Source organism: Kribbella catacumbae DSM 19601 (assembly GCF_000372465.1).
In the GTDB taxonomy this organism is placed as follows: domain Bacteria; phylum Actinomycetota; class Actinomycetes; order Propionibacteriales; family Kribbellaceae; genus Kribbella; species Kribbella catacumbae.
Genome location: NZ_AQUZ01000026.1, coordinates 45391 through 64126 on the forward strand (window position 1 = coordinate 45391; position 18736 = coordinate 64126).

The 18736-nt window shown below is 66.4% G+C and carries 23 protein-coding genes; 11 read left to right on the forward strand and 12 right to left on the reverse strand.

Annotated elements, in window-relative coordinates:
• Window positions 1–63: 63 nt before the first annotated feature.
• Entirely contained in the window at window positions 64–819 is a 756-nt protein-coding gene (locus A3ES_RS0125055; RefSeq protein ID WP_020389590.1) for a TetR/AcrR family transcriptional regulator, read from the reverse strand.
• Window positions 820–899: 80 nt separating this feature from the next.
• On the opposite strand from A3ES_RS0125055, the gene A3ES_RS0125060 reads away from it, so the two are divergent.
• Complete coding sequence (locus tag A3ES_RS0125060; RefSeq protein ID WP_020389591.1) at window positions 900–1952, forward strand: ATP-binding cassette domain-containing protein; 1053 nt, start codon at window positions 900–902, stop codon at window positions 1950–1952.
• Between the two features lie 11 nt (window positions 1953–1963).
• Window positions 1964–2740 (forward strand): ABC transporter permease, encoded by a 777-nt coding sequence (locus tag A3ES_RS0125065; RefSeq protein ID WP_020389592.1) that lies wholly within the window; start codon window positions 1964–1966, stop codon window positions 2738–2740.
• A 246-nt stretch (window positions 2741–2986) separates the two neighbouring features.
• Here A3ES_RS0125065 and A3ES_RS0125070 read toward each other — a convergent pair whose 3' ends face one another.
• Window positions 2987–4153, reverse strand: coding sequence for a cytochrome P450 family protein (locus A3ES_RS0125070; RefSeq protein WP_040455469.1), 1167 nt, complete (start codon window positions 4151–4153; stop codon window positions 2987–2989).
• 111 nt (window positions 4154–4264) lie between these two features.
• Here A3ES_RS0125070 and A3ES_RS0125075 point away from each other — a divergent pair, with 111 nt between their 5' ends.
• From A3ES_RS0125075 to A3ES_RS0125090, 4 genes are all read left to right on the forward strand, one after another.
• Window positions 4265–4459 (forward strand): hypothetical protein, encoded by a 195-nt coding sequence (locus A3ES_RS0125075; RefSeq protein WP_020389594.1) that lies wholly within the window; start codon window positions 4265–4267, stop codon window positions 4457–4459.
• Window positions 4460–4847: 388 nt separating this feature from the next.
• The gene (locus A3ES_RS0125080; RefSeq protein WP_020389595.1) at window positions 4848–5735 is read left to right on the forward strand and encodes a MurR/RpiR family transcriptional regulator; all 888 of its coding nucleotides are present in this window, start codon (window positions 4848–4850) and stop codon (window positions 5733–5735) included.
• A complete protein-coding gene (locus tag A3ES_RS0125085) occupies window positions 5735–6730 on the forward strand; it encodes a proline racemase family protein (protein ID WP_020389596.1) in 996 nt (331 codons plus the stop codon). Before A3ES_RS0125080 ends, A3ES_RS0125085 begins: the two co-directional genes overlap by 1 nt.
• A gap of 131 nt (window positions 6731–6861) precedes the next feature.
• Window positions 6862–7191 (forward strand): putative quinol monooxygenase, encoded by a 330-nt coding sequence (locus tag A3ES_RS0125090; RefSeq protein WP_020389597.1) that lies wholly within the window; start codon window positions 6862–6864, stop codon window positions 7189–7191.
• A gap of 66 nt (window positions 7192–7257) precedes the next feature.
• Here the strand turns inward: A3ES_RS0125090 and A3ES_RS55560 are convergent, their stop codons facing one another.
• The 3 genes from A3ES_RS55560 to A3ES_RS54265 form a co-directional block, all read right to left on the reverse strand.
• Window positions 7258–7713, reverse strand: a complete 456-nt coding sequence (locus A3ES_RS55560; protein ID WP_020389598.1) for an excalibur calcium-binding domain-containing protein — start codon at window positions 7711–7713, stop codon at window positions 7258–7260.
• A 167-nt stretch (window positions 7714–7880) separates the two neighbouring features.
• Window positions 7881–8306 carry an SgcJ/EcaC family oxidoreductase gene (locus tag A3ES_RS0125100; protein WP_020389599.1) on the reverse strand — a complete coding sequence of 142 codons (426 nt, stop codon included), beginning with the start codon at window positions 8304–8306 and terminating at the stop codon, window positions 7881–7883.
• Between the two features lie 34 nt (window positions 8307–8340).
• Window positions 8341–8877, reverse strand: a complete 537-nt coding sequence (locus A3ES_RS54265) for a hypothetical protein (RefSeq protein ID WP_040455440.1) — start codon at window positions 8875–8877, stop codon at window positions 8341–8343.
• An 83-nt stretch (window positions 8878–8960) separates the two neighbouring features.
• Here A3ES_RS54265 and A3ES_RS0125110 point away from each other — a divergent pair, with 83 nt between their 5' ends.
• The 3 genes from A3ES_RS0125110 (at window position 8961) to A3ES_RS54270 (ending at window position 12975) form a co-directional block, all read left to right on the forward strand.
• On the forward strand, window positions 8961–9461 hold the full coding sequence (locus tag A3ES_RS0125110; protein WP_020389600.1) for a P-loop nucleotide/nucleoside kinase family protein: 501 nt from the start codon (window positions 8961–8963) through the stop codon (window positions 9459–9461).
• A 648-nt stretch (window positions 9462–10109) separates the two neighbouring features.
• Window positions 10110–12551 carry an FUSC family protein gene (locus tag A3ES_RS0125115; protein ID WP_020389601.1) on the forward strand — a complete coding sequence of 814 codons (2442 nt, stop codon included), beginning with the start codon at window positions 10110–10112 and terminating at the stop codon, window positions 12549–12551.
• 46 nt (window positions 12552–12597) lie between these two features.
• Complete coding sequence (locus A3ES_RS54270; protein WP_157630737.1) at window positions 12598–12975, forward strand: DUF1304 family protein; 378 nt, start codon at window positions 12598–12600, stop codon at window positions 12973–12975.
• A gap of 4 nt (window positions 12976–12979) precedes the next feature.
• Here A3ES_RS54270 and A3ES_RS55110 read toward each other — a convergent pair whose 3' ends face one another.
• Entirely contained in the window at window positions 12980–13153 is a 174-nt protein-coding gene (locus A3ES_RS55110; RefSeq protein WP_020389603.1) for a hypothetical protein, read from the reverse strand.
• A 103-nt stretch (window positions 13154–13256) separates the two neighbouring features.
• Here A3ES_RS55110 and A3ES_RS0125130 point away from each other — a divergent pair, with 103 nt between their 5' ends.
• Window positions 13257–14042 carry an endonuclease/exonuclease/phosphatase family protein gene (locus A3ES_RS0125130; RefSeq protein ID WP_020389604.1) on the forward strand — a complete coding sequence of 262 codons (786 nt, stop codon included), beginning with the start codon at window positions 13257–13259 and terminating at the stop codon, window positions 14040–14042.
• Here the strand turns inward: A3ES_RS0125130 and A3ES_RS0125135 are convergent.
• Genes A3ES_RS0125135 through A3ES_RS0125145 form a run of 3 tightly spaced genes read right to left on the reverse strand, consistent with a single transcriptional unit; the run spans window position 14025 to window position 15641 of the window.
• Window positions 14025–14813, reverse strand: a complete 789-nt coding sequence (locus A3ES_RS0125135; RefSeq protein ID WP_202806583.1) for a MerR family transcriptional regulator — start codon at window positions 14811–14813, stop codon at window positions 14025–14027. The two genes, A3ES_RS0125130 and A3ES_RS0125135, sit on opposite strands and share 18 nt — an antisense overlap.
• Window positions 14814–14817: 4 nt before the next feature.
• Window positions 14818–15315, reverse strand: a complete 498-nt coding sequence (locus A3ES_RS0125140; protein WP_020389606.1) for a VOC family protein — start codon at window positions 15313–15315, stop codon at window positions 14818–14820.
• 50 nt (window positions 15316–15365) lie between these two features.
• The gene (locus A3ES_RS0125145) at window positions 15366–15641 is read right to left on the reverse strand and encodes a YggT family protein (protein ID WP_020389607.1); all 276 of its coding nucleotides are present in this window, start codon (window positions 15639–15641) and stop codon (window positions 15366–15368) included.
• Window positions 15642–15766: 125 nt separating this feature from the next.
• Between A3ES_RS0125145 and A3ES_RS57165 the strand changes: the two genes are divergently transcribed.
• Complete coding sequence (locus A3ES_RS57165) at window positions 15767–16030, forward strand: GNAT family N-acetyltransferase (protein ID WP_420323152.1); 264 nt, start codon at window positions 15767–15769, stop codon at window positions 16028–16030.
• Window positions 16031–16176: 146 nt separating this feature from the next.
• Here A3ES_RS57165 and A3ES_RS0125155 read toward each other — a convergent pair whose 3' ends face one another.
• Genes A3ES_RS0125155 through A3ES_RS0125165 form a run of 3 tightly spaced genes read right to left on the reverse strand, consistent with a single transcriptional unit; the run spans window position 16177 to window position 18735 of the window.
• The gene (locus A3ES_RS0125155) at window positions 16177–17373 is read right to left on the reverse strand and encodes a 4-hydroxybenzoate 3-monooxygenase (protein WP_020389609.1); all 1197 of its coding nucleotides are present in this window, start codon (window positions 17371–17373) and stop codon (window positions 16177–16179) included.
• Window positions 17374–17389: 16 nt separating this feature from the next.
• The gene (locus A3ES_RS0125160) at window positions 17390–18046 is read right to left on the reverse strand and encodes a 3-oxoacid CoA-transferase subunit B (RefSeq protein ID WP_020389610.1); all 657 of its coding nucleotides are present in this window, start codon (window positions 18044–18046) and stop codon (window positions 17390–17392) included.
• Window positions 18043–18735: a 3-oxoacid CoA-transferase subunit A gene (locus tag A3ES_RS0125165; protein ID WP_020389611.1), complete on the reverse strand. Its 693-nt coding sequence runs from the start codon at window positions 18733–18735 to the stop codon at window positions 18043–18045. The genes A3ES_RS0125160 and A3ES_RS0125165 overlap by 4 nt, the downstream gene beginning before the upstream one ends.
• Window position 18736 lies beyond the last annotated feature (1 nt).

Here is an 18736-nt window from a genome sequence, read left to right on the forward strand (position 1 = left end):
GCGAAGACCTCGCTCGCGCTGCATGGTGAGGTCCGAGGAGGATCACCAGAGTGCGACGCGCACCTATGTCACATCAGGTTGGCAGGTCCGCTCGATGAAGCCGGCTACGCCGTCCAGGTAGAGCTGTAGGCCGAAGTCGAAGTCGGCTTCGTCTGTTTCGTCGAAGGACTCCACCTCGTCGAAGACACCCGCTGCGAGCACCTCTGCCAGGGCGGGTAGCTGGCGTGGGTCGACGACGCGCGCCAGCGTCGCGCCGTATCGACTGAAGGCGTCTGGGTTGTCGGCGAAGCCCGCTGCCAGGTCCATGCTCAGGCGGATCTCGCCTTGTACGTAAGTCATCAACCCCATCACGACGCCGACCTTGCCCTCCTCGCTCAGGCCGGTGTCCTTCAGCGCGCCGAGGGCGGAATCGAGCCAGGCGAGGTTATTCGGTCCGGCGGGCGGCCCTGAGATCGGGAGCTTGGAGTACCAGCGGTGTTTGCGCACCGCCGTCAACACCCCGGCTGTCCAGAAGGTCAGCCCGGTTCGCCAGTCGACTCCATCGGGCAACGGGTCTGGTCGCTCGAGCGCGGCATCGGACATCAGTACGAGCAGGTCGTCCTTGCTCTTCACGTGCCGGTAGAGCGCCATCGTCGAGTTGCCGAGGCGCTCGGCCACCCGGGCCATCGACACCGCCGTAATTCCTTCGGCGTCGGCGAGCTCGATCGCCGCCCGGACGATGTCCTCGACCGACAGCGACGGCTTCGGCCCGCGCTTGGTGACGTCTCGCAGCCCCCACATCAGCGCGACGTCGGCCGGCAGTTCGGGCTGCTTACTCATCTCCACCACCTCAGTCTAGAAACCCATACTGCGTACCTGCTACGCTAATTAGCGTAACTCATACGCAGTAAGGGGAGATCATGATCGTCGAAGCGACCGGCCTGCGGAAGTCGTACGGGGCCGTCGAGGTACTGCGAGGCATAGACCTAGCCGTGAAAGAAGGGTCCGTGCTCGCGTTGCTCGGGCCCAATGGCGCGGGCAAGACCACCATCGTCCGGATCCTGACGACGCTGACCCGCCCGGATGCCGGCGTGGTGACGATTGCCGGGTACGACGTGGTCCGCGAACCCACGAAGGTCCGCGGCGTGATCAGCCTGACCGGCCAGTACGCCGCGGTCGACGACAACCAGACCGGCCGGGAGAACCTCGTCATGGTCGGCAAGCTGATGCATCTGGGCCGGGCCGCGGCGAACCGGCGCGCAGACGAGTTGCTAGAGCGGTTCGATCTGACCGCGGCGATGAACCGGCGCGCCAAGACCTACTCGGGCGGCATGATGCGCCGCCTCGATCTCGCGATGAGCCTGGTCGCCCGGCCGCGGGTGATCTTCCTGGACGAGCCGACCACCGGGCTCGACCCGTCCAGCCGGCTGACCATGTGGGACGCGATCGGCGAACTAGTGCGCGATGGGACGACGATTCTGCTCACCACTCAGTACCTCGAGGAGGCCGACCGTCTCGCCGACCGGATTGTGCTGCTCGACGACGGCCGGATCACTGCGTCGGGTACCGCCGATGCCTTGAAGTCCCAGGTCGGCGGCGAACGGATCGAGCTGTACTTCGCCGACGACCTCACCGCGCGCAATGCGTTCGAACTCCTCGGCGGACACACCGACAGCCAGTTGCTGAATCTGCCGTCCGACGGTTCCGCCGGTCACTTACTTCACGTCTTGGACGAACTGCGCGACAAAGCCCTGACACCGGCCCGCGTCTCGTCCCACCGGCCGACGCTCGACGACGTCTTCCTCACCTTGACCGCGTCTCCTCCATCCAAGACCACGTCTCCCCAGACCTCGTCTCGCGAAGGCGCGTCTCGCGAAGGCGCGTCTCGCGAGAGCGCGTCTCCCGAGAACGCGTCCCCCGAGAACGCGGCTTCCGAGAGCGCGTCATCCCAGACCGCAGTACCGACCGCCTAGGAGTACGACAGATGACCACTCACCAGGGATTCGGCGCGGCCGTCAGCGACGTGACGACGATGATCGACCGGAGCGTCCGGTTGACCCGGCGCAACGTCGACACCTTGTTCGTGTCGATTCTGTTGCCGCTGTTGATGATGGCGCTGTTCGTCTATGTCTTCGGCGGCGCGATCAACACCGGTACGCAGTACATCAACTATGTCGTGCCCGGCATCCTGCTGCTGACCACCGGGTACGGCGCCGCGAATACCGCGATGGCCGTGGCCGACGACATGACGACCGGGATGATCGACCGGTTGCGTTCGCTCCCGATTCGCAGTTTCGCCGTGTTGACCGGACATGTCGCCGCGAGTGTCGCGCGCAACGCGGTCTCCACCGCGATCGTCATCCTCGCCGCGCTCGCGATGGGCTTCCGCCCGAACGCCGGCCCGGTCGACTGGCTCGCGGCGATCGGTCTGCTGCTGCTCTACGTGATCGCGATGTCTTGGCTCGCCGCCGCGCTCGGCGTGATCGCGAGGTCGGTCGAGTCAGCGAGCACGCTGAGTTTCTTCATGTTGTTCCTGCCCTACCTGAGCAGCGCGTTCGTCCGCACCGAGACGATGCCGGCCTTCCTGCGGCCGATCAGCAGGCACCAGCCGATCACGTCGGTGATCGAATCCGTCCGCAGCTTCCTGACCGGTACGCCGCTCGGTTCGAACGGCTGGATCGCACTCGCCTGGTGCGCCGGTCTGCTCATCTTCTCGATAAGTCTCGCGACGGTACTCTTCCGGCGCCGCACAACTCGGTGACCCTCGGACCACGACCTCGAAGCGCCCTGAGATCGGCCCGTTAGGCGGCCCTTAGAACCGACCGTTGGGCGCATGATTCGAACCGCTCAGCGGACGTCATTAAAAGAATCGCTGAAATGCTGCGACCCTGACCCCCGATCGGGGATAAATTCGAAATCCCCCCACGTGTGGAGGTCCCACTCCCCCCGGGACCCGCACGGACGAGTGCCCCGATCATCGATCGGGGCACTCGTTTTTACCAGCGTCTTACGGTCGCACCGCGATCGGCAGCGCCGTCAGCCCCCGAGTGCGGATCGACGGCCGCCACTCGAGTTCTTCTCGCGGTACTGCGAGCCGCAACCGCGGCGCGCGATCCAGCAACACGTCCAACGCGATGGCAGTCTCGAGCCGGGCCAACGGCGCGCCGAGGCAGTAGTGGATGCCATGACCGAGGGCGAGATGCCCAGCGGTCACACGATCGAAGTCCAGCCGGTCCGCGTCAGGGAAGCGGGTGGCATCGCGGTTCGCGGACGCGATTCCGAGTAGTACGGTCTCGCCGGCCGGGATCAGTTCGCCGCCGATCGTCACATCCACCAGCGGGAACCGCCGGATCGCGAGCGGCGCCGGGCCGTCGTACCGGAGGAACTCCTCGACGGCGGCCGGGATCAGCGACCGGTCGGCCTGCAGACGCTTCCACTGTTCCGGGTCGTCGAGCAGCGCGATGGTGGCGTTGCCGATCAGGTGCACGACATTCTCGTAGCCGGCGAACAGGATGAGGAACACGAGTGAGGTCAACTCATCGTCGCTGAGCCGATCGCCCTCGTCCTGAGCCGCGATCATGTCGCTGACGAGGTCGTCGCCCGGCGCCGCCCGCTTGCTACTGATCAGCTCAGCGAAGAATGCGAGCATCGCACCGATCGCCTGCCGCGCCTCATCGGGCCGGGACGGATCGGGCGCCACCAGCACGTCCGTCCATTGCCGGAAATCCGTCCGCGCCTCCTCCGGTACGCCCAGCAGGTCGCAGATCACCGCGATCGGCAAAGGCGCCGCGTACGCCGACAGCAGGTCGGCCGTTCCTGCCGCGATCACCTCGTCGAGCAACGCTTCCGCAGTACTGCGAATTGGTGCCCGCAACGCGTCGACCCGGCGAGTGGTGAAGGCCTGGCTGACCAGCCGGCGGATGCGGGTGTGGTCCGGCGGGTCCAGGTTGAGCAGGTTGGCGTCGAGCGCGGGCGGCAGCGCCATACCGCGGTAGTTGCCGGGCAGGCCGTTGCGCTTGTCGAGCGACAGCCGGGGATCCGCGAGCGCCTGGCGGACATCGTCGTACCGGGTGACGAGCCAGGCGGGCTTCCCGTCCGAGCCGGAGATGCGGTGGACCGGTCCGGCCGCGCGCAGTCCGGCGTACGCGTCCGAGGGGTTGCTGGGCGTGATCATCGAGAGCAAATCTAACTTCCTCCAAAAAAGTTCTCCGGAGGTGTCAATTTCGCGGTCTCTGGTCCGACGTATCAGTGAAAGCAGGAACCACAGACCGAGGAGAGGGTCAGGATGTCCGAGAACACTACGCAGCAGATGATCATCACCATGCTGGCCGAGGGAAACCCGGTCTGGTTCGTAGCCGGAATGGTCAACATGCGCAGCCATGACGTGTACATGATCGGCAGAGCCGCCGGCTACCCCGACAAGTTCAAGCTGCGCCGCGCGGTCTGGTCCCAGCAGCAAACCCAACGCCTGGCCGCCTGACCCAGCAAGCCCGCTCAGCATCCCGCCAACCGAAACCTCTGCGAACGAAGTCGGCGTCCATGTCCAGGTCTGGACCGGACCGGGCACTTCGAGCTGGCCGAGGTCCAGCGCGGCGCCGCACAAGGTCAGGATCACCCGGCACCGCGCAGCGCCCGCCGCTCCGCCGCTCGAAGCCCGCACCAACCTTGCCCAGCGCGCAGCGCCTGGCGGCCGTTCGCGACTTTTATCGAAGCTCCGAAAAAAGAGGGGCTGCAGGCCGTGGACCGTCGTACCGCATACTTCGATGACCCGTCAGCTGCCCCGCCCGGAACTTCTGGACGGTTGTGTGGCAGTGACAGACACGGGTGGACCGTTCGTTACGGAGTCGAGTGGATCGGATGATGCACAGATGACCGAGGACGTAGCTGGGGTGCGACGGAATCCGGCCATCGTCGAGCTGCGGGCCCGGATTCGGGATCACTGGGACGAGTTCACGCCCGCCGGCCGGTCGGTGTGCCGGTCGCTGTCGGAGAGTACGCCCGAGCGACTGCTCTATCTGTCGGCCCAGGAGCTCGGCGTCGCGAGCAAGACCAGCAACGCGACCGTCATCCGGACACTCCAAGCACTCGGGTACGCCGGGTTGGCGGAGCTGAAGGATCTCGTCGCGACACCATTCAGCTCCAGCCCGCGCGAGGAACGGCTGCGCAACCGGATCGAGTCCACTGGCGGAGATCCCAAGCACGTCTGGGACCGGGTGATCGCCGAGTCGATCGAGCGGATCGAACTCCTCAACGCAGATCTGTCGATGGACTCCTACAAGGAGGCCGTCCGGTTGATGCTCGAGGCGCGGGAGATCACGACTTATGGCTTTGGCGCGAATTATGTCGCGGCCGAACACCTGACCCTGAAGCTGCGCCGTCTCGGCCGCCGCAGCCGCTGCATCCAGACGGCCGGTTTCCGGCTCGCCGACGACCTGATGGCGATCGAGCGCGAGGACGTCGTGATCGTGATCGCACCCGGCCGGCTGCTCGTCGACGCCGAGGTCGTGATCGATCGCGCCCGCGCGGTCGGCGCCGGCATCATCCTTCTGTGCAAGCAGGCGGTCGGAGAGCGACTGGCCGGCGACGTCACCGTCACCATCCATGTGCCGAACACGGTAACGGGCATCACGCCGGAGGTCCTCACCATCATCGTCACCGTCGACGCACTCGCCCAGGCGGTCGCGGCCGCCGACACCGAGCACACCCTCGAATCAGCCCACACGCTGGAGACCTTGCGCCAGCAGCTTGGATTCTGATGAAGATCTCCGTCACCGACTATCACACCGCCGGCGAACCGTTCCGGATCGTCACCGACGGCTTCCCTCCTATCGACGGCGCGACCGTGCCCGAGCGGCGCTCTTACGCGATGGCCACCGAGTCGGTGGATCGGGTCCGGCAGTTACTCGTCAACGAACCGCGCGGGCACGCCGACATGTACGGCGGGTTTGTTGTCCCAGGCAATGACGATGGCGCGGACTTCGGTGTGCTCTTCTGGCACAAGGACGGCTACTCCACCGCATGTGGACATGGCACGATCGCCCTTGGCACGTGGGCCGTCGAGACCGGCTTGGTCCCGGCGTCACCGGACGGCACGACCGACGTGGTGATCGACGTACCGTCCGGACGGGTCGTTGCCCGAGTCACCTGTATTGCGGGCTCGGTGCAACACGTTGCCTTCCGCAACGTTCCGTCGTACGTGGTGGCTCGTGACGTGGAGGTGGCGACGCGGCGAGGCATGCTGCGCGCAGACATCAGCTTCGGCGGCGCCTTCTACGCATCGGTCGACGCGTCTTCGGCCGGCCTCGCCGTCACGCCCTCGGAGTACGCCGAACTGGTCGCCCTCGGCCGAGAGATCAAGTGGGCCCTGAACGACACCCCGTGGGCTCAGCACCCGTCGGACAACCGCCTGAGCGGCATCTACGGCACGATCCTGTACGACGATCTCGGCCAGCTCGCTACTGGTCCGCATCAGCGCAACCTCGCTGTGTTCGCGGACGGCGAGGCAGATCGCTCGCCTTGCGGTTCCGGTACTTCGGCCCGGTTGGCGCTACTCGCCGACTCAGGTCAGCTCGGCCCTGGCCAGGTACTGCGGCACGACTCGATCGTCGGCACAACGTTCCTCGGCCGGGTGGTCTCGGAGACCGACGCCGGTGTGATCACCGAGGTACAGGGCAACGCCTATCTCACCGGCCAAGCCACGTTCACCCTGGATCCCCGCGACCCTGTCGGCACCGGCTTCACCCTGCGCTGACCCCACGCACTGCGGCGGTACCGCCTTCACCCTGCGTTGACTCCACTGGCGCCGGCTCGGGCTGGCTCAGTCGCGGCGATGGCCGCCGATAGCATCGACCCGACTCGTCCTCAGCTCCAGGGAGCCGTCAAATGATCTTCATCACCGCGAAGTTCAAGGTGCAGCCCGAACACGCCGACAACTGGCCCGCCATCACCGCCGACTTCACCGCAGCCACCCGCGCCGAACCAGGCTGCCTGTGGTTCGACTGGTCCCGCAGCATCGACGACCCGACCGAGTACGTCCTGGCGGAAGCCTTCACCGACGACGACGCGGCCGGCGCCCACGTCAACTCACCCCACTTCAAAAGCGCGCAGCAAACCCTCCCGCCCCACCTGGTGGAAACCCCGCGCATCGTCAACTTCAAACTCGACCAGTCCACCTGGTCAGAACTAGGCGAACTAGCCGTCACCCACGACTAGCAGCCCCTTCCCCGATCGCACGCACAGCCGCGACCACGTGTTCCAGCGACGACCTGACTGCAATCGTCAGTTCTCGCAGGCGACGCCGTCGTTGTCTCGGTCTAGTTTCGAGGAGTAGCCGGGCTCGCCGCGGTGGATGGGTGCGGCGCCGGCGGCTCGGACCTCGGAGCAGTTGGCGTAGTAGACGTCTTCGGCCGTCTTGGTGGGCTTCGGTTTGGTCGGCTTCGGCGTCGGCTTCGTGGTGACGCGGACGGTTGGCTTCCGGGTCGGCTTCTTGGTCGCCTTGAGTGTCGGCTTGATGGTTGGCTTGAGCGGCGCCTTGGTTGCCTTCTTGACAGGTGGGATCGATACCAGGCCTGCGGGTTTTGATTGTGTAGCGCTCGGCGTGGCCGTCGCTGTCGTGGTGGCGCTGCTCTGCGATGACGCTTTGCCAGTGTCGGTTTCGGCGGCGCATCCGACGGCCAGCAGGCCCGTCGCGACGATGCCGATGCCGGCTTTGAGCGCAGCACGGGTTCGCTTCATTGAGTTGGTTCCCCCCAACCCGCCCTCGGTTTTCCCCCCGGGACGGGATCGTTGTTGCCCGGGCCCCCTCGGTCCGAGCGATCCCATCCCTACCGTGCTTCGTGACGGTCCGCGATGGTTCGGCGGGTTCTACTGGCCAGTCGTCCCTGTTTCGTGACCTAGTGCGATCAGGCTTCTGGTACTACGACCGTGTTCTGCGCCGCCGCGATACGCCATTCGCCGGCGTCTTTGGCGAGGAAGTAGACGGGGCTGCCGGTTTCGACCGGGAGCTCGATGGTGGAGCCGGGGAGGAGCGCGTACTTCTGGTTCACGTTGACGACGGCGATGTCAGGTCGTACGAAGAGCAGGTGGTCGGCGGAGTAGGTGGCGTAGGAATCCTTGGTGGCGCCGGGAAGTACGCGACGAGTGAACTCGGCGATGGTGTCGCGGCCGTAGAGCCGCTTGCCGTGACCGGTGACCCAGACGGCGTCCTCGCGGAAGAGGGCCAGGAATGCGTCGGCGTCTTCGGTGCGCTGGGCATGTTCCACCTTGGCTACCAGAGCCAGGATCAGGTCGACGTCGGCTGCGCTGGGGATCTGTCCGGTGATGTCCATGCCGAGGATCCTGCTAGTTAAACCGAACTTGAAGTCAACCGTTCTCGATCCGGTACTGCGTGGCGAGGTCCTCGAAGTCGGCCGGGTCGCCCACGCTGAGCTCGACGGGGCGACCGATGGCGGTCTTCACCCGGGCGGCGACGCCGGCCGCCTTGTCGGATGTCGTGTAGATCGCGAGCAGCAGGTCGGCGACGTCGGAGTCGTCGGGGTCGTCGGGGTCGTCGGGATGGTCGGGGTCGTCGGGATGGTCGGAGGCGGCCGGCTCGCCGGAATGGTCGGAGGCGGCCGGCTCGCCGGAATGGTCGGAGGCGGCGGGCTCGCCGGAACGGTCGGAGGCGGCGGGCTCGCCGGAACGGTCGGAGGCGGCCGGCTCGCCGGGATCTTCGGAACGACCGGGCTGACCGAGGTCGGTGCTGTCGGTGCTGTCGGTGCTGTCGGCGAGGGTGAATCCCCACGGCACCTGGCACGGTGGGTCGTGATCCTCGACCGGGCAGAGCAATCGCGCGATCCGCTCCTTCAAGACCTCATCGGTGCCGGACCCTTGCACCCTGATCACGAATCCCTGCGCCACAAACCCTCCACTGCTCGCCGATGCCTTTGACGATACTGCCAAACCCGTTGCCTGATGCACCGACTTTTCGCTTGGATGGGTGGATGGCAGGTGACGTTCGGCTGGTACTGATGTGTGGAACGTCCTTCTCCGGCAAGAGCACAGTGGCACGGGTACTCGCGCCGAAGCTGGCCGCGGTGATCGTCAGTCTCGATGAGATCAACGAGCGTCGCGGGTTGTGGGGCGGCGACGGAATCCCTGTCGAGGAATGGGTCAGGACCCACGAGATGGCCTCTGCCGAGGTCCGCGGACTCCTTGCCGCCGGGATTTCCGCGGTCGTCGACGATACGAGTTCGCCGCGATTCCTTCGCGACAACTGGCGGTCGCTGGCCATCGATGCCGGGGCGAGGTTCACGCTGATTTATGTGGACGTCGACCACGACACGATCCGCCGACGCCGAGCTGAGAATCAGAGCAAGCCGAGTCGGCGCGACGTGGCGGACGGCGTACTGGATCAGCATCTGGCCGACTTCGAAGCACCTCAGGCGGATGAGGGTGCGGTACGAGTGGAGTCTGCCGAGGACCTGAGGTACTTGACGATCTGACCTAGTTCGTCGCCGCCAGTCGATTCCCCTTGCTTCAAGACGTACTGAGACATAGGAGCCCTCGGCAACTGCTGGCCCGCGCGGGTCCATGGTGGTGATGTCAGCGCGGAACTCACCTGGCCTTGGCGGAGACCGAGGGCATCGGCGATGCGTGAGCGCTCCACTGAGCAGCTGGTGGGCGGGACACAGCGGTGACGCACCCGACGGCCTACCGCAGGCGACGCCCCAGCGCCGTACTGCGCTGCGGCCAGCGGGGTATCGCGGGTGATAGCACCGCAGGCGGCACACCGGCGGCGTACTGCCCCGGGGGCGAGGGAGCGTATCGGCGGACTCGCAAGGTGCCGCAGGTGGTGGCCTGCGAACGTACTGCGAAGCGACGCACCGGCAGGTGCTGGCGGCATGCTCCGAAGCGACGCACCGGCAGGTGCTGGCGGCATGCTGCGAAGCGACGCACCGGCAGGGTGCTGGCGGCATGCTCCGAAGCGACGTACCGGCAGGTGCTGGCGGCGTGCTGCGGGGTGGGCAGGCTCAGCGTACGCTCTGGAGGGTGCCAGGTCGGTGGGGTGCTCGGTGAGGGGTGTCGAGTGGCTTCGGGGTAGGGATGCGGGGCTTTCGGCTACGCGACGGGCTGGGCGGGCGGCGGTTGTGATGCCGTTGGTGTTTGCCTTTGGGGTGCTGGTGCTCGACAGTCCGGTGGTCGCGATCTTCGCGTCGTTCGGGTCGATGTCGACGATTCTTTTCGTGGACTTCAGCGGCAGCAGGCTCGAACGGCTGCAGGCGCAAGCGAGTCTCATCGTGGCCGGGCTGGTTCTGATCTCGATCGGCACCGCTGCGTCCGTCTCTGTGTGGGCAGCAGCTGCGGTGACTTTGGTCGTTTCCTTAGTCGTTCTCTTCGCCGGCGTGATCAGTTCGGTGCTTGCCAGTGCGACGACGGCGCTCCTCGCCAGCTTTATCCTCCCGGTGAGTCTGCCGGGTGGGATGGCGACGCTGCCGGACCGCCTGCTCGGCTGGCTGCTCGCCGGCGTCGCCTCGCTTGTGGCCATCACCTATCTCTGGCCGGCTCCCACTCGCGAGCCACTCCGCGGGCCGACCGCTCATGCCTGCACGTTGCTCGCGAGACGGCTCCGCGCCGGGCTCGACTGTCTGCGAGACGGCCCCGACACCGAACTGACCGCCGCCCTGATCTATCAAGCCGGCGAGGCATCCGCAGCAGTGGCCGACCTCCGCAAGTCCTTCCTCGGTACGCCGTATCGGCCGACCGGCCTGTCCACTTCCGCGCGGACCTTAGTTCGAGTGGTGGATGAAGTGATCTGGCTGAACGCCGCGCTAGAGCCTCACCCGCGAATGCCTCCGCCGGGATCCGTTGCGCCGCAACTCATCGCGGTTTATTCAGCAGCCGCGGCACTCCTCGAGCGAGCCGCCGATCTGCTGGACGACGATAGCGAGGAGCCTGTCGGCCGCGGTCGCGGTCGCGGTGGCGGTGGCGGTGGCGAGGATGTACGTGTCGGCCGCGGTCACGATGGCGAGTTCAAGGCTTTTGACGAAGACGTGAAGGAACTGCGCCGAGCGCGCCTGGCGTTGGAGCAGACGGTCACCGCGCTGCCGAGTTCGCGGCGGGCTGAGGACGACTTGGTTCAAGCCTTTGTCAGTTCGTTCGAACCGACGTTCCGGGCGCAGGAGATGAGCTTCGCGGTCACAGCGATCGCCGAGAACATCCAGCTGGCTGTGGCAGCTCGCGGTCGCAGTTGGTGGGACCACGTGCTCGGGCGGCGCCCGGCTGGGGTCGACTCCCCCCTGTCGTCAGTGCGGGAACGTGCGGGCGCACATGTCGAGCGGCACTCGGTCTGGCTGCACAACAGCATCCGGGGAGCGGCGGGTCTCGCGTTGGCCGTGCTGGTGGCAGACCTGGCGGGAGTACAGCACTCGTTCTGGGTTGTGTTCGGCACACTCGCCGTACTGCGTTCTAACGCGCTGAGCACAGGCCAGAACGCACTCCGCGGACTCGCCGGGACAGTGGCCGGCATCGTCATCGGCGGCGCTGTAGTGATGGCCATCGGACCCAACACCACTGTCGCCTGGTTGTCGTTACCAGTGGCGGTAGCACTCGCTGGGCTGGCGCCGGCGGCCTTCTCCTTCGCTGCGGGCCAGGCTGCTTTCACGGGCGTTCTGCTGATCCTGTTCGATATCATCTCGCCCGCGGGGTGGGAGATCGGGCTCGTCCGGATCGAGGATGTCGCCATCGGGTCAGGGGTGAGTCTGCTCGTCGGGCTGCTCCTCTGGCCGCATGGTGCGAGCGCTGCCTTGCAGCAGGCGCTTGCCGAGGGCTACTACGACAGCGCGCGCTACCTGCGCCAAGCAGTCGCCTATGCAGTGTCCCAATGCGACGGGCCGGCAGTACCGGCTGACGACGGGCAGGCAACGCCAGTCGCAGCACCAGCTGTCGACGGGCAGGCAACGCCAGTCGCAGCACCAGCTGTCGACGGGCAGGCAACGCCAGTCGCAGCACCAGCTGTCGACGGGCAGGCACCTGCCGCAGTACCGGCTGACGGCGGGCGGGCACCTGCCGCAGTACCGGCTGACGGCGGGCAGGCGACGGCGGTCGCAGTACCGGGTGAGGAGGGGCGGCGGGCTGCTGCGGCTGCGCGTCGGCTTGATGATGCGTTCCGGACCTTCCTGGCCGAGCGTGGCAGCAAGGACCGGCCGCTGGCCGAGGTGGCGACTCTGGTCACGGGTGTCGCAGTACTGCGGATCACTGCCGACGCGATCCTTGAACTGTGGAGTCGCGGCGACCACTCCCCCATCGGCGACCGGACTGCTGCTCGCGCGGAACTCGTGGACGCGACAGGGGTACTAGTGGATTGGTACCAGCAGACAGCTCTGGCATTGACGGGCGCTGGCGAGGTACCGGCTCCGGTTGAGCGTGACAGTAATGCCGAGGGGCGGTTGGTCGACGCAGTACGGCAAGACCTCACTGGGGAAGGCGGGCGGTGGACGGCGACCGCAGTACGGATGCTGTGGACAGCAGACCATCTCGACGGGCTCCGCCGGCTCCAGTCCGCGATCGCGGCGCCTGCTCGAGGGAGGACTTGATTTAGTCAGAGACTCGTACCATATTGAGTCTCAGGGGGTGGTCATCATGGGCACTGGCGTGCAGGTACTTGCCGTCGTCATCGGGGTGATTCTGGTGACGGTGTGGGCGATGGAACTGTTCTTCTACCGCCACCGGCGGCTCTACTTCATGTTCCTGATCAAGCCGGACGACTACGACGCCGTCCGGCTCTGGCGGATCTCCATCGCCTACTTCAATCTCACTACAGCCGCCGCGCTCTTCATCGGCGCCTACTTGCTCGAGACGAACCATCCGGACGCCGGCCAGGCGCTGATCCTCTTCACCGCATGCCAGCATGTCTTCCTGGCCGTCGTCATGCTCGTGACCCAGCCGAAACTCTGGCTGAACTCAGTGATGGAAGCAGTTCCGAACCTCGTGCTGCTTGTCGTGGCGGCTACGACCTGAGTCGTCAGCGGCGGCGTCCCCATCTGGTGGAGGTGCCGATGCCGGCCAGATGAAGGGCGACGCAGAGCAGGCCTGCCATCAGCAGGGTCTGCGGGGTGAACGCGTCGCTGACGGTTGCGTTGGCCCAGTCGAGAATGAGTGCCAGTCCGAAAATCACAGCGGCAAGGATGGCGAACATCGTGCACTCCTATCGAAGTACCGGATGAGTGGGAGTAAGCCAACTCCCGGTACCCGCAACGCACAAGGTCGAAGCCATCGGGAAAACGAATCAGGATCGAGGAATGCGACCAGAACAGCAGGGGAACCACGGACGGGTTGCCGTCGCGTCGCTCAACACGAGAGGGATGCCGCTCGCAGCGTCACAGCTTCCGGCCCGGTACGCCGCGATCGCTGCCGCCTTCGAGGCGTCCGAGGTCGAGGTCGTGAATTTCCAGGAGGTGTTGACGTTCTGGCACCTGCGATTGCTGGTGCGAGGACTGCCGTCGTTTCGAGCTAGCTATCGGAGGTCGATGGTCGGGCCGGCCGGTGGGGTGGTGACCTTCTCGCGGCTGCCGGTGGAGTCGGCTCGGTATCAGCGGTTGCCGGCTCCGCGGAGTACGGAATTGTCGCTTCGGTTCCGGGGTTTCCTGAAGGGCGCGTTGGTGACGCGGATCGCCGGGCTGTCCGTCGTGAACGCGCATTTGCTCGCCAACACTGATGGCGATTGGTCGGAAGCCAACAGGTTTCACGCGATTCATCGTTCGCAGCTGACGGCGCTTGCACGACTCGTCGAGAGCCCTTGCGTTGTGACCGGGGACTTCAACATTCCGCGGCACAAGCCCTTGTTTCAGGACTTTCTCGCCTCCACGGGATTGGCCGACGCGTTCGGAGGCGATTGTCCGCCGACCTTTCAGTTGGCGTTTCTCCCGGCTGGGATGCATTCGCAGTGCATCGATTTCATCCTGATCGCTGGGCTGGCGGCCGAGTCTGCCGAAGTGCTCTTCGAGAACGAGATGCCGCGGCTGGGCTATGTCTCCGATCACCTCGGGCTCCAGGCGCAACTCGTGAAATCACTCCCAGGTGGCTGAGTCGGGGTCGACGCCCTGCGCATCGGCGTTGGCGAAGATCGTGTCGCGGAGCCAGACGGCCAGACCTGGCGCGGCCGCATCGTAGTACTCGGCGTAGCCAGGGTCATCGACGTACCTCCGACCGATGCAGACGTGCATGGAATGCGTGCAGTCGAAGTACGTCGAGAGCAGGGTGCGGTGCCGCTCGGCGAGGGCGTTCGCTTCGAGCGAGCCGGGTGCAACGCCCGCGCGCATTGCGGCGGCGAGGTCGGATTCCAGGGTGCTGGTCGTCGCCGCGATCGCCTTCCAGTCCTCTGGGCTCCGGGCCGCGGCGCGTTCGGCGTACTGCGCCCACTGCGGCGTGGTGCCCCAGCGTTCCTCGGCCTCGTCGACCCAGGCGGGCTTCCAGTCCGCGCCGAAGATCTCGACCTGTTGCTCCGGGGTCAATCGCAAGCCGGTGGTTGTTGCCTCCAGCATGCGATCGACCGCGGAGACCATCGTCTGCAGCCGGGAGATCTGGCCGGCGAGTTCGGAGCGTTGCCGGCGCAGATGGCTGCGCGCGTTCACGTCCGGGTCGTCGAGCAGCTTCGCGATCTCGGCGAGCGGGAAGCCGAGTTCGCGATAGACGAGTACCCGGTGGGTCCTGGCGATGTCGTTAGCGGAGTACACGCGGTAGCCGGACCACGTGCGCTCACTCGGGCGGATCAACCCGATCGCGTCCCAGTGATGCAGAGTCCGCACGCTGACCCCCACCAGCTCGGCTGCTCGTCCTACGGTCAGGTCCTCGCTCACCAGGTCAGTCTTGCGCACCTTCCGGTACTTCGATGCCCATGGCCCGCAAGTTGGCCGCCTCCGGACTCGCCGGATCGAGGGGCCGGGCTGCTGTCATCACGACGCGGGTGTTCTCCGGCGTGGTGACCACCATCTCGAGCGAGTTCCACGGCATGACGCGTGGCTCGCTGGTACTTCCTGGCGCGAGCTCTTCGCATTGCGCGGCGAGCTCGTCGATCTGGCTGAGCACGCAGGCGAAACTGACGCTCATCGCGGTTTCGTCGACTTGCTCCGCTGGTACCAGGAGCACGTCTTGGAACGCCCATCGCCGCAAGTGCACCAACTGACCGGGCACGGAGAACAGGTCGATGAAGCCCAGTCCCCGGATCCAGAAGTCCTTAGACGTCTCCAGATCCGCGGTGGGCACGATGACGAACATCGGCATGCCGTAGAACCCGCGATAGACCTCGGGCGCGACCGCATCGAGAGCCGGCAGCGGAACTGGTCCTATGAATTCGTTCATGTCCCGACGATTGACCCTCACGCCGCGTCAGGGTCAAACTCGCCTCGCGGCTACAGGCTGAAGGCGATCGACCGAAGGATCAGCGCCGCCACGAACACCACCGTGAAGGCCAGGTCGATCGACAGTCCGCCCGCACGCACGGGCCGCACCCGACGCCGTACCGGCTCGAGCACGGGCTCGGTCCAGGCATGCGTCAGGGTCCGAGCACGAGTCGCCCAAGCGGGACCGCGTGCCACCACGCCACCCCAGTCCAGCAACATGCGCGCGATCAACACCAAGATGAACGCTGTCAGGGCGAACCCGACAAGGGCTCCGATCAAGCTCATGAGCAACTCCTCTATCCGTTGTCAGTATCTCAACGAATTCGCCGGCCCGGTGATGTCCGGACCGGCGAATTCTTAGCGGACTATCAGGAGCCGCCGCGTTCCCGGCCTGTGGGGGCGCCATCGCGCTGCGACACCAGTACAACGAGCAAACCGGCCACATCGGCTATGGCATCCGCCCCTCCGCTCGCGACCAAGGCCTGGCGACGTGGGTGCTGGCGCAGATCCTCTTGGAGGCCCGCGCTCTGCACCTCGACCGCGTTATGCTCGTGTGCGCAGCCGACAACCCAGCCTCCGCCAAGACCATCGAACACAATGGCGGCGTCCTTGAGGAAGCCGGACAGCCCGACCACAGCTCTGTACTGCGGTATTGGATCCAGCTCAGCAGTTGAGGAAGTAACACCGCGCCGCTGGGCCAGCCGCATTTACGAGGCGGTCAGAAGTTCAACACTTCCCGTACTTGGCAAGCGAAGACGTCTTGCCGTTGCAGCCTGGAAGGCAGATGCGAAGGCCCGGACCTAGCTAGCTGACCGAAGTCCTAGCGGGGTCGTGGCCAGCCGGTGTAGGCCTCGGCCAGGTAGGTCGACCCGGCAGCCGAACTCACCACCAGGTCGAGCTCGCCGAGCTGACGTCGTACGTCGAAGTCGCTCGCGCCGGGAAGACGGTGCAGCATGCTGGTCATCCAGTACGAGAAGTGCTGGGCTCTCCAGATCCGCTGCTGCGCACGGGGGCTGTACTCGTCGAGCGCGGCGCGATCGTGGCCGAGCACGGCGCGCTCGAGCACCTCGGCCAGAACACGTACGTCGGCCAGCGCGAGGTTGAGCCCCTTGGCGCCGGTGGGCGGCACGGTGTGTGCGGCGTCGCCCGCGAGGAAGAGGTTGCCGTAGCGCATCGGCTCGCAGACGAAGCTCCGGAAGCGCAGTACGGTCTTGTCGGTGATCCGGCCCTCCTTGAGGGTGAATCCGTCCTCGCCGGCTACGCGCGTCTGCAGCTCGTCCCAGATGCGGCCCTCCGACCATGCGCCGACGTCCTCGTCGGGGTCGCACTGGAAGTACATCCGCTGCATCGTCTCGGTCCGCTGGCTGATGAGTGCGAAGCCACGCGCGGAATGGTTGTAGACGAGCTCCGGCGCGCTGTGCGGGGCCTCGCACAGGATGCCGAACCAGGCGAACGGGTACTCCCGGAAGAACTGCCGCCGCTGTGCCTCGGGGATCTCGTGGCGGCACATACTCCGTGAGCCGTCTGCGCCGACCAGGTAGTCGCAGCGGATCTCCTGAAGAGCTCCGTCGGCGTCGGTGAACAGGATCCCGGGGCGGTCGGAGGTGATGTCGACGACGGCGGTGTCCGTGACACCGAAGCGCACGTCGGCCGCGTCGCGCTGACGCGCGTTCGCGAGGTCGATGAAAACGTCGGTCTGCGGGTAGAGCCAGGCGGACTCGCCGACGAGCCCCTTGAAGTCGACGCGATGGCTGACCCCGCCGAACCTGAGCTCGATGCCGTCGTGGGCGTGCCCGTCGCGCAGGACGCGGTCCGACACCCCGGTGTCGACGAGCAGCCGCACGCTGTCTGCCTCGAGGATGCCGGCCCGCACGGTGTTCTCGATCTCCGTGCGAGTGCGGTTGTCGACGACAGCGGAGTCGATCCCGGCTGCCGACAGCAGGTGCGACAGCATCAGTCCGGCGGGTCCGCCGCCGACGATGCCGACCGTCGTGGTGGTGAGGTTGCGCTGGGGCATGGTCGGCTCCTGGGCGTCAGTGATGGGTGCCGTCGATGAGTGGCACTTCGACGAGATCGCAGACCTGGGCGAAGTCGAGACCGAAGAGTTCTCGTACGACGACGCCCTCCTCGTCGATGAGGAAGACACCGAGGTCTGTGTAGACGCGGCTCACGCAGGCGACGCCGGTGAGCGGGTAGGTGCAGGACGGGACGATCTTGGCGGCCCCGTCTCGGGAGAACAGGCTCATCATCACGAAGGTCTGCTTGGCCCCGAGGGCCAGATCCATGGCACCGCCGACGGCCGGGATGTCCTCCGGTCTGCCGGTGTGCCAGTTGGCCAGATCGCCGGTGGCCGACACCTGGTATGCGCCGAGCACGCAGATGTCCAGGTGCCCGCCCCGCATCATCGCGAACGAGTCGGCGTGGTGGAAGTACGACGCCCCGGGCAGCTCGGTCACCGGCACCTTGCCGGCGTTGATGAGGTCGGGGTCCACCTCGTCGCCGTGGGCCTCCGGGCCCATACCGAGCATTCCGTTTTCGGTGTGCAGCATTACGCCGGTTGCTGGGTCGAGGTGGTTGGAAACCTTCGTGGGGAGCCCGATGCCGAGGTTGACGACGGAGCCGGCAGGGACGTCTCGGGCGACCAGCGCGGCGAGGGCATCGCGGTCGAGACCGGTGGCGATGGCGGTCACTGCCTCTCCCCTGCGAGTGCAGGTGTGCGCGCCTCGACCCGCACGACCCGGTTGACGTAGAGGCAAGGTGTCACGATGTGCTCAGGGTCGAGGCCACCCACCGCGACGATCCGCCTCACCTGTACGACGGTCGTCGTCGCGGCGGCCGCCATGATCGGCCCGAAGTTGCGCGCCGTCTTGCGATAGACCAGGTTCCCCAGCTCGTCGGCAACGTCGGCCGAGACCAGCGCGAAGTCCGCTCGGATCGGATATTCCAGCACGTAGTGGCGGCCGTCGATCTCGCGCACCTCCTTGCCCTCGGCAAGGGGGGTGCCGTAGCCGGTCGGCGTGAAGAAAGCACCGATGCCAGCGCCGGCGGCTCTGATGCGTTCGGCGAGGTTGCCCTGCGCCACGAGCTCCAGCTCGATCTCGCCCGCGCGGTACTTCTCGTCGAAGCACCAAGAGTCGGACTGACGCGGGAACGAGCAGACGATCCGGCGTACGCGGCCCTCGCGGATGAGGGCGGCGAGCCCCCGGTCGCCGTTGCCGGCGTTGTTGTTCACCACGGTCAGTTCGCTCGCCCCACCTTCGATCAGGGCCTCGATGAGCTCGACCGGCTGCCCCGCCGAACCGAAGCCTCCGATCATGACCGTGGCCCCGTCCGCGATGCCTGCCACCGCCTCAGCCGGGGTCTGGAAGACCTGCGCCATC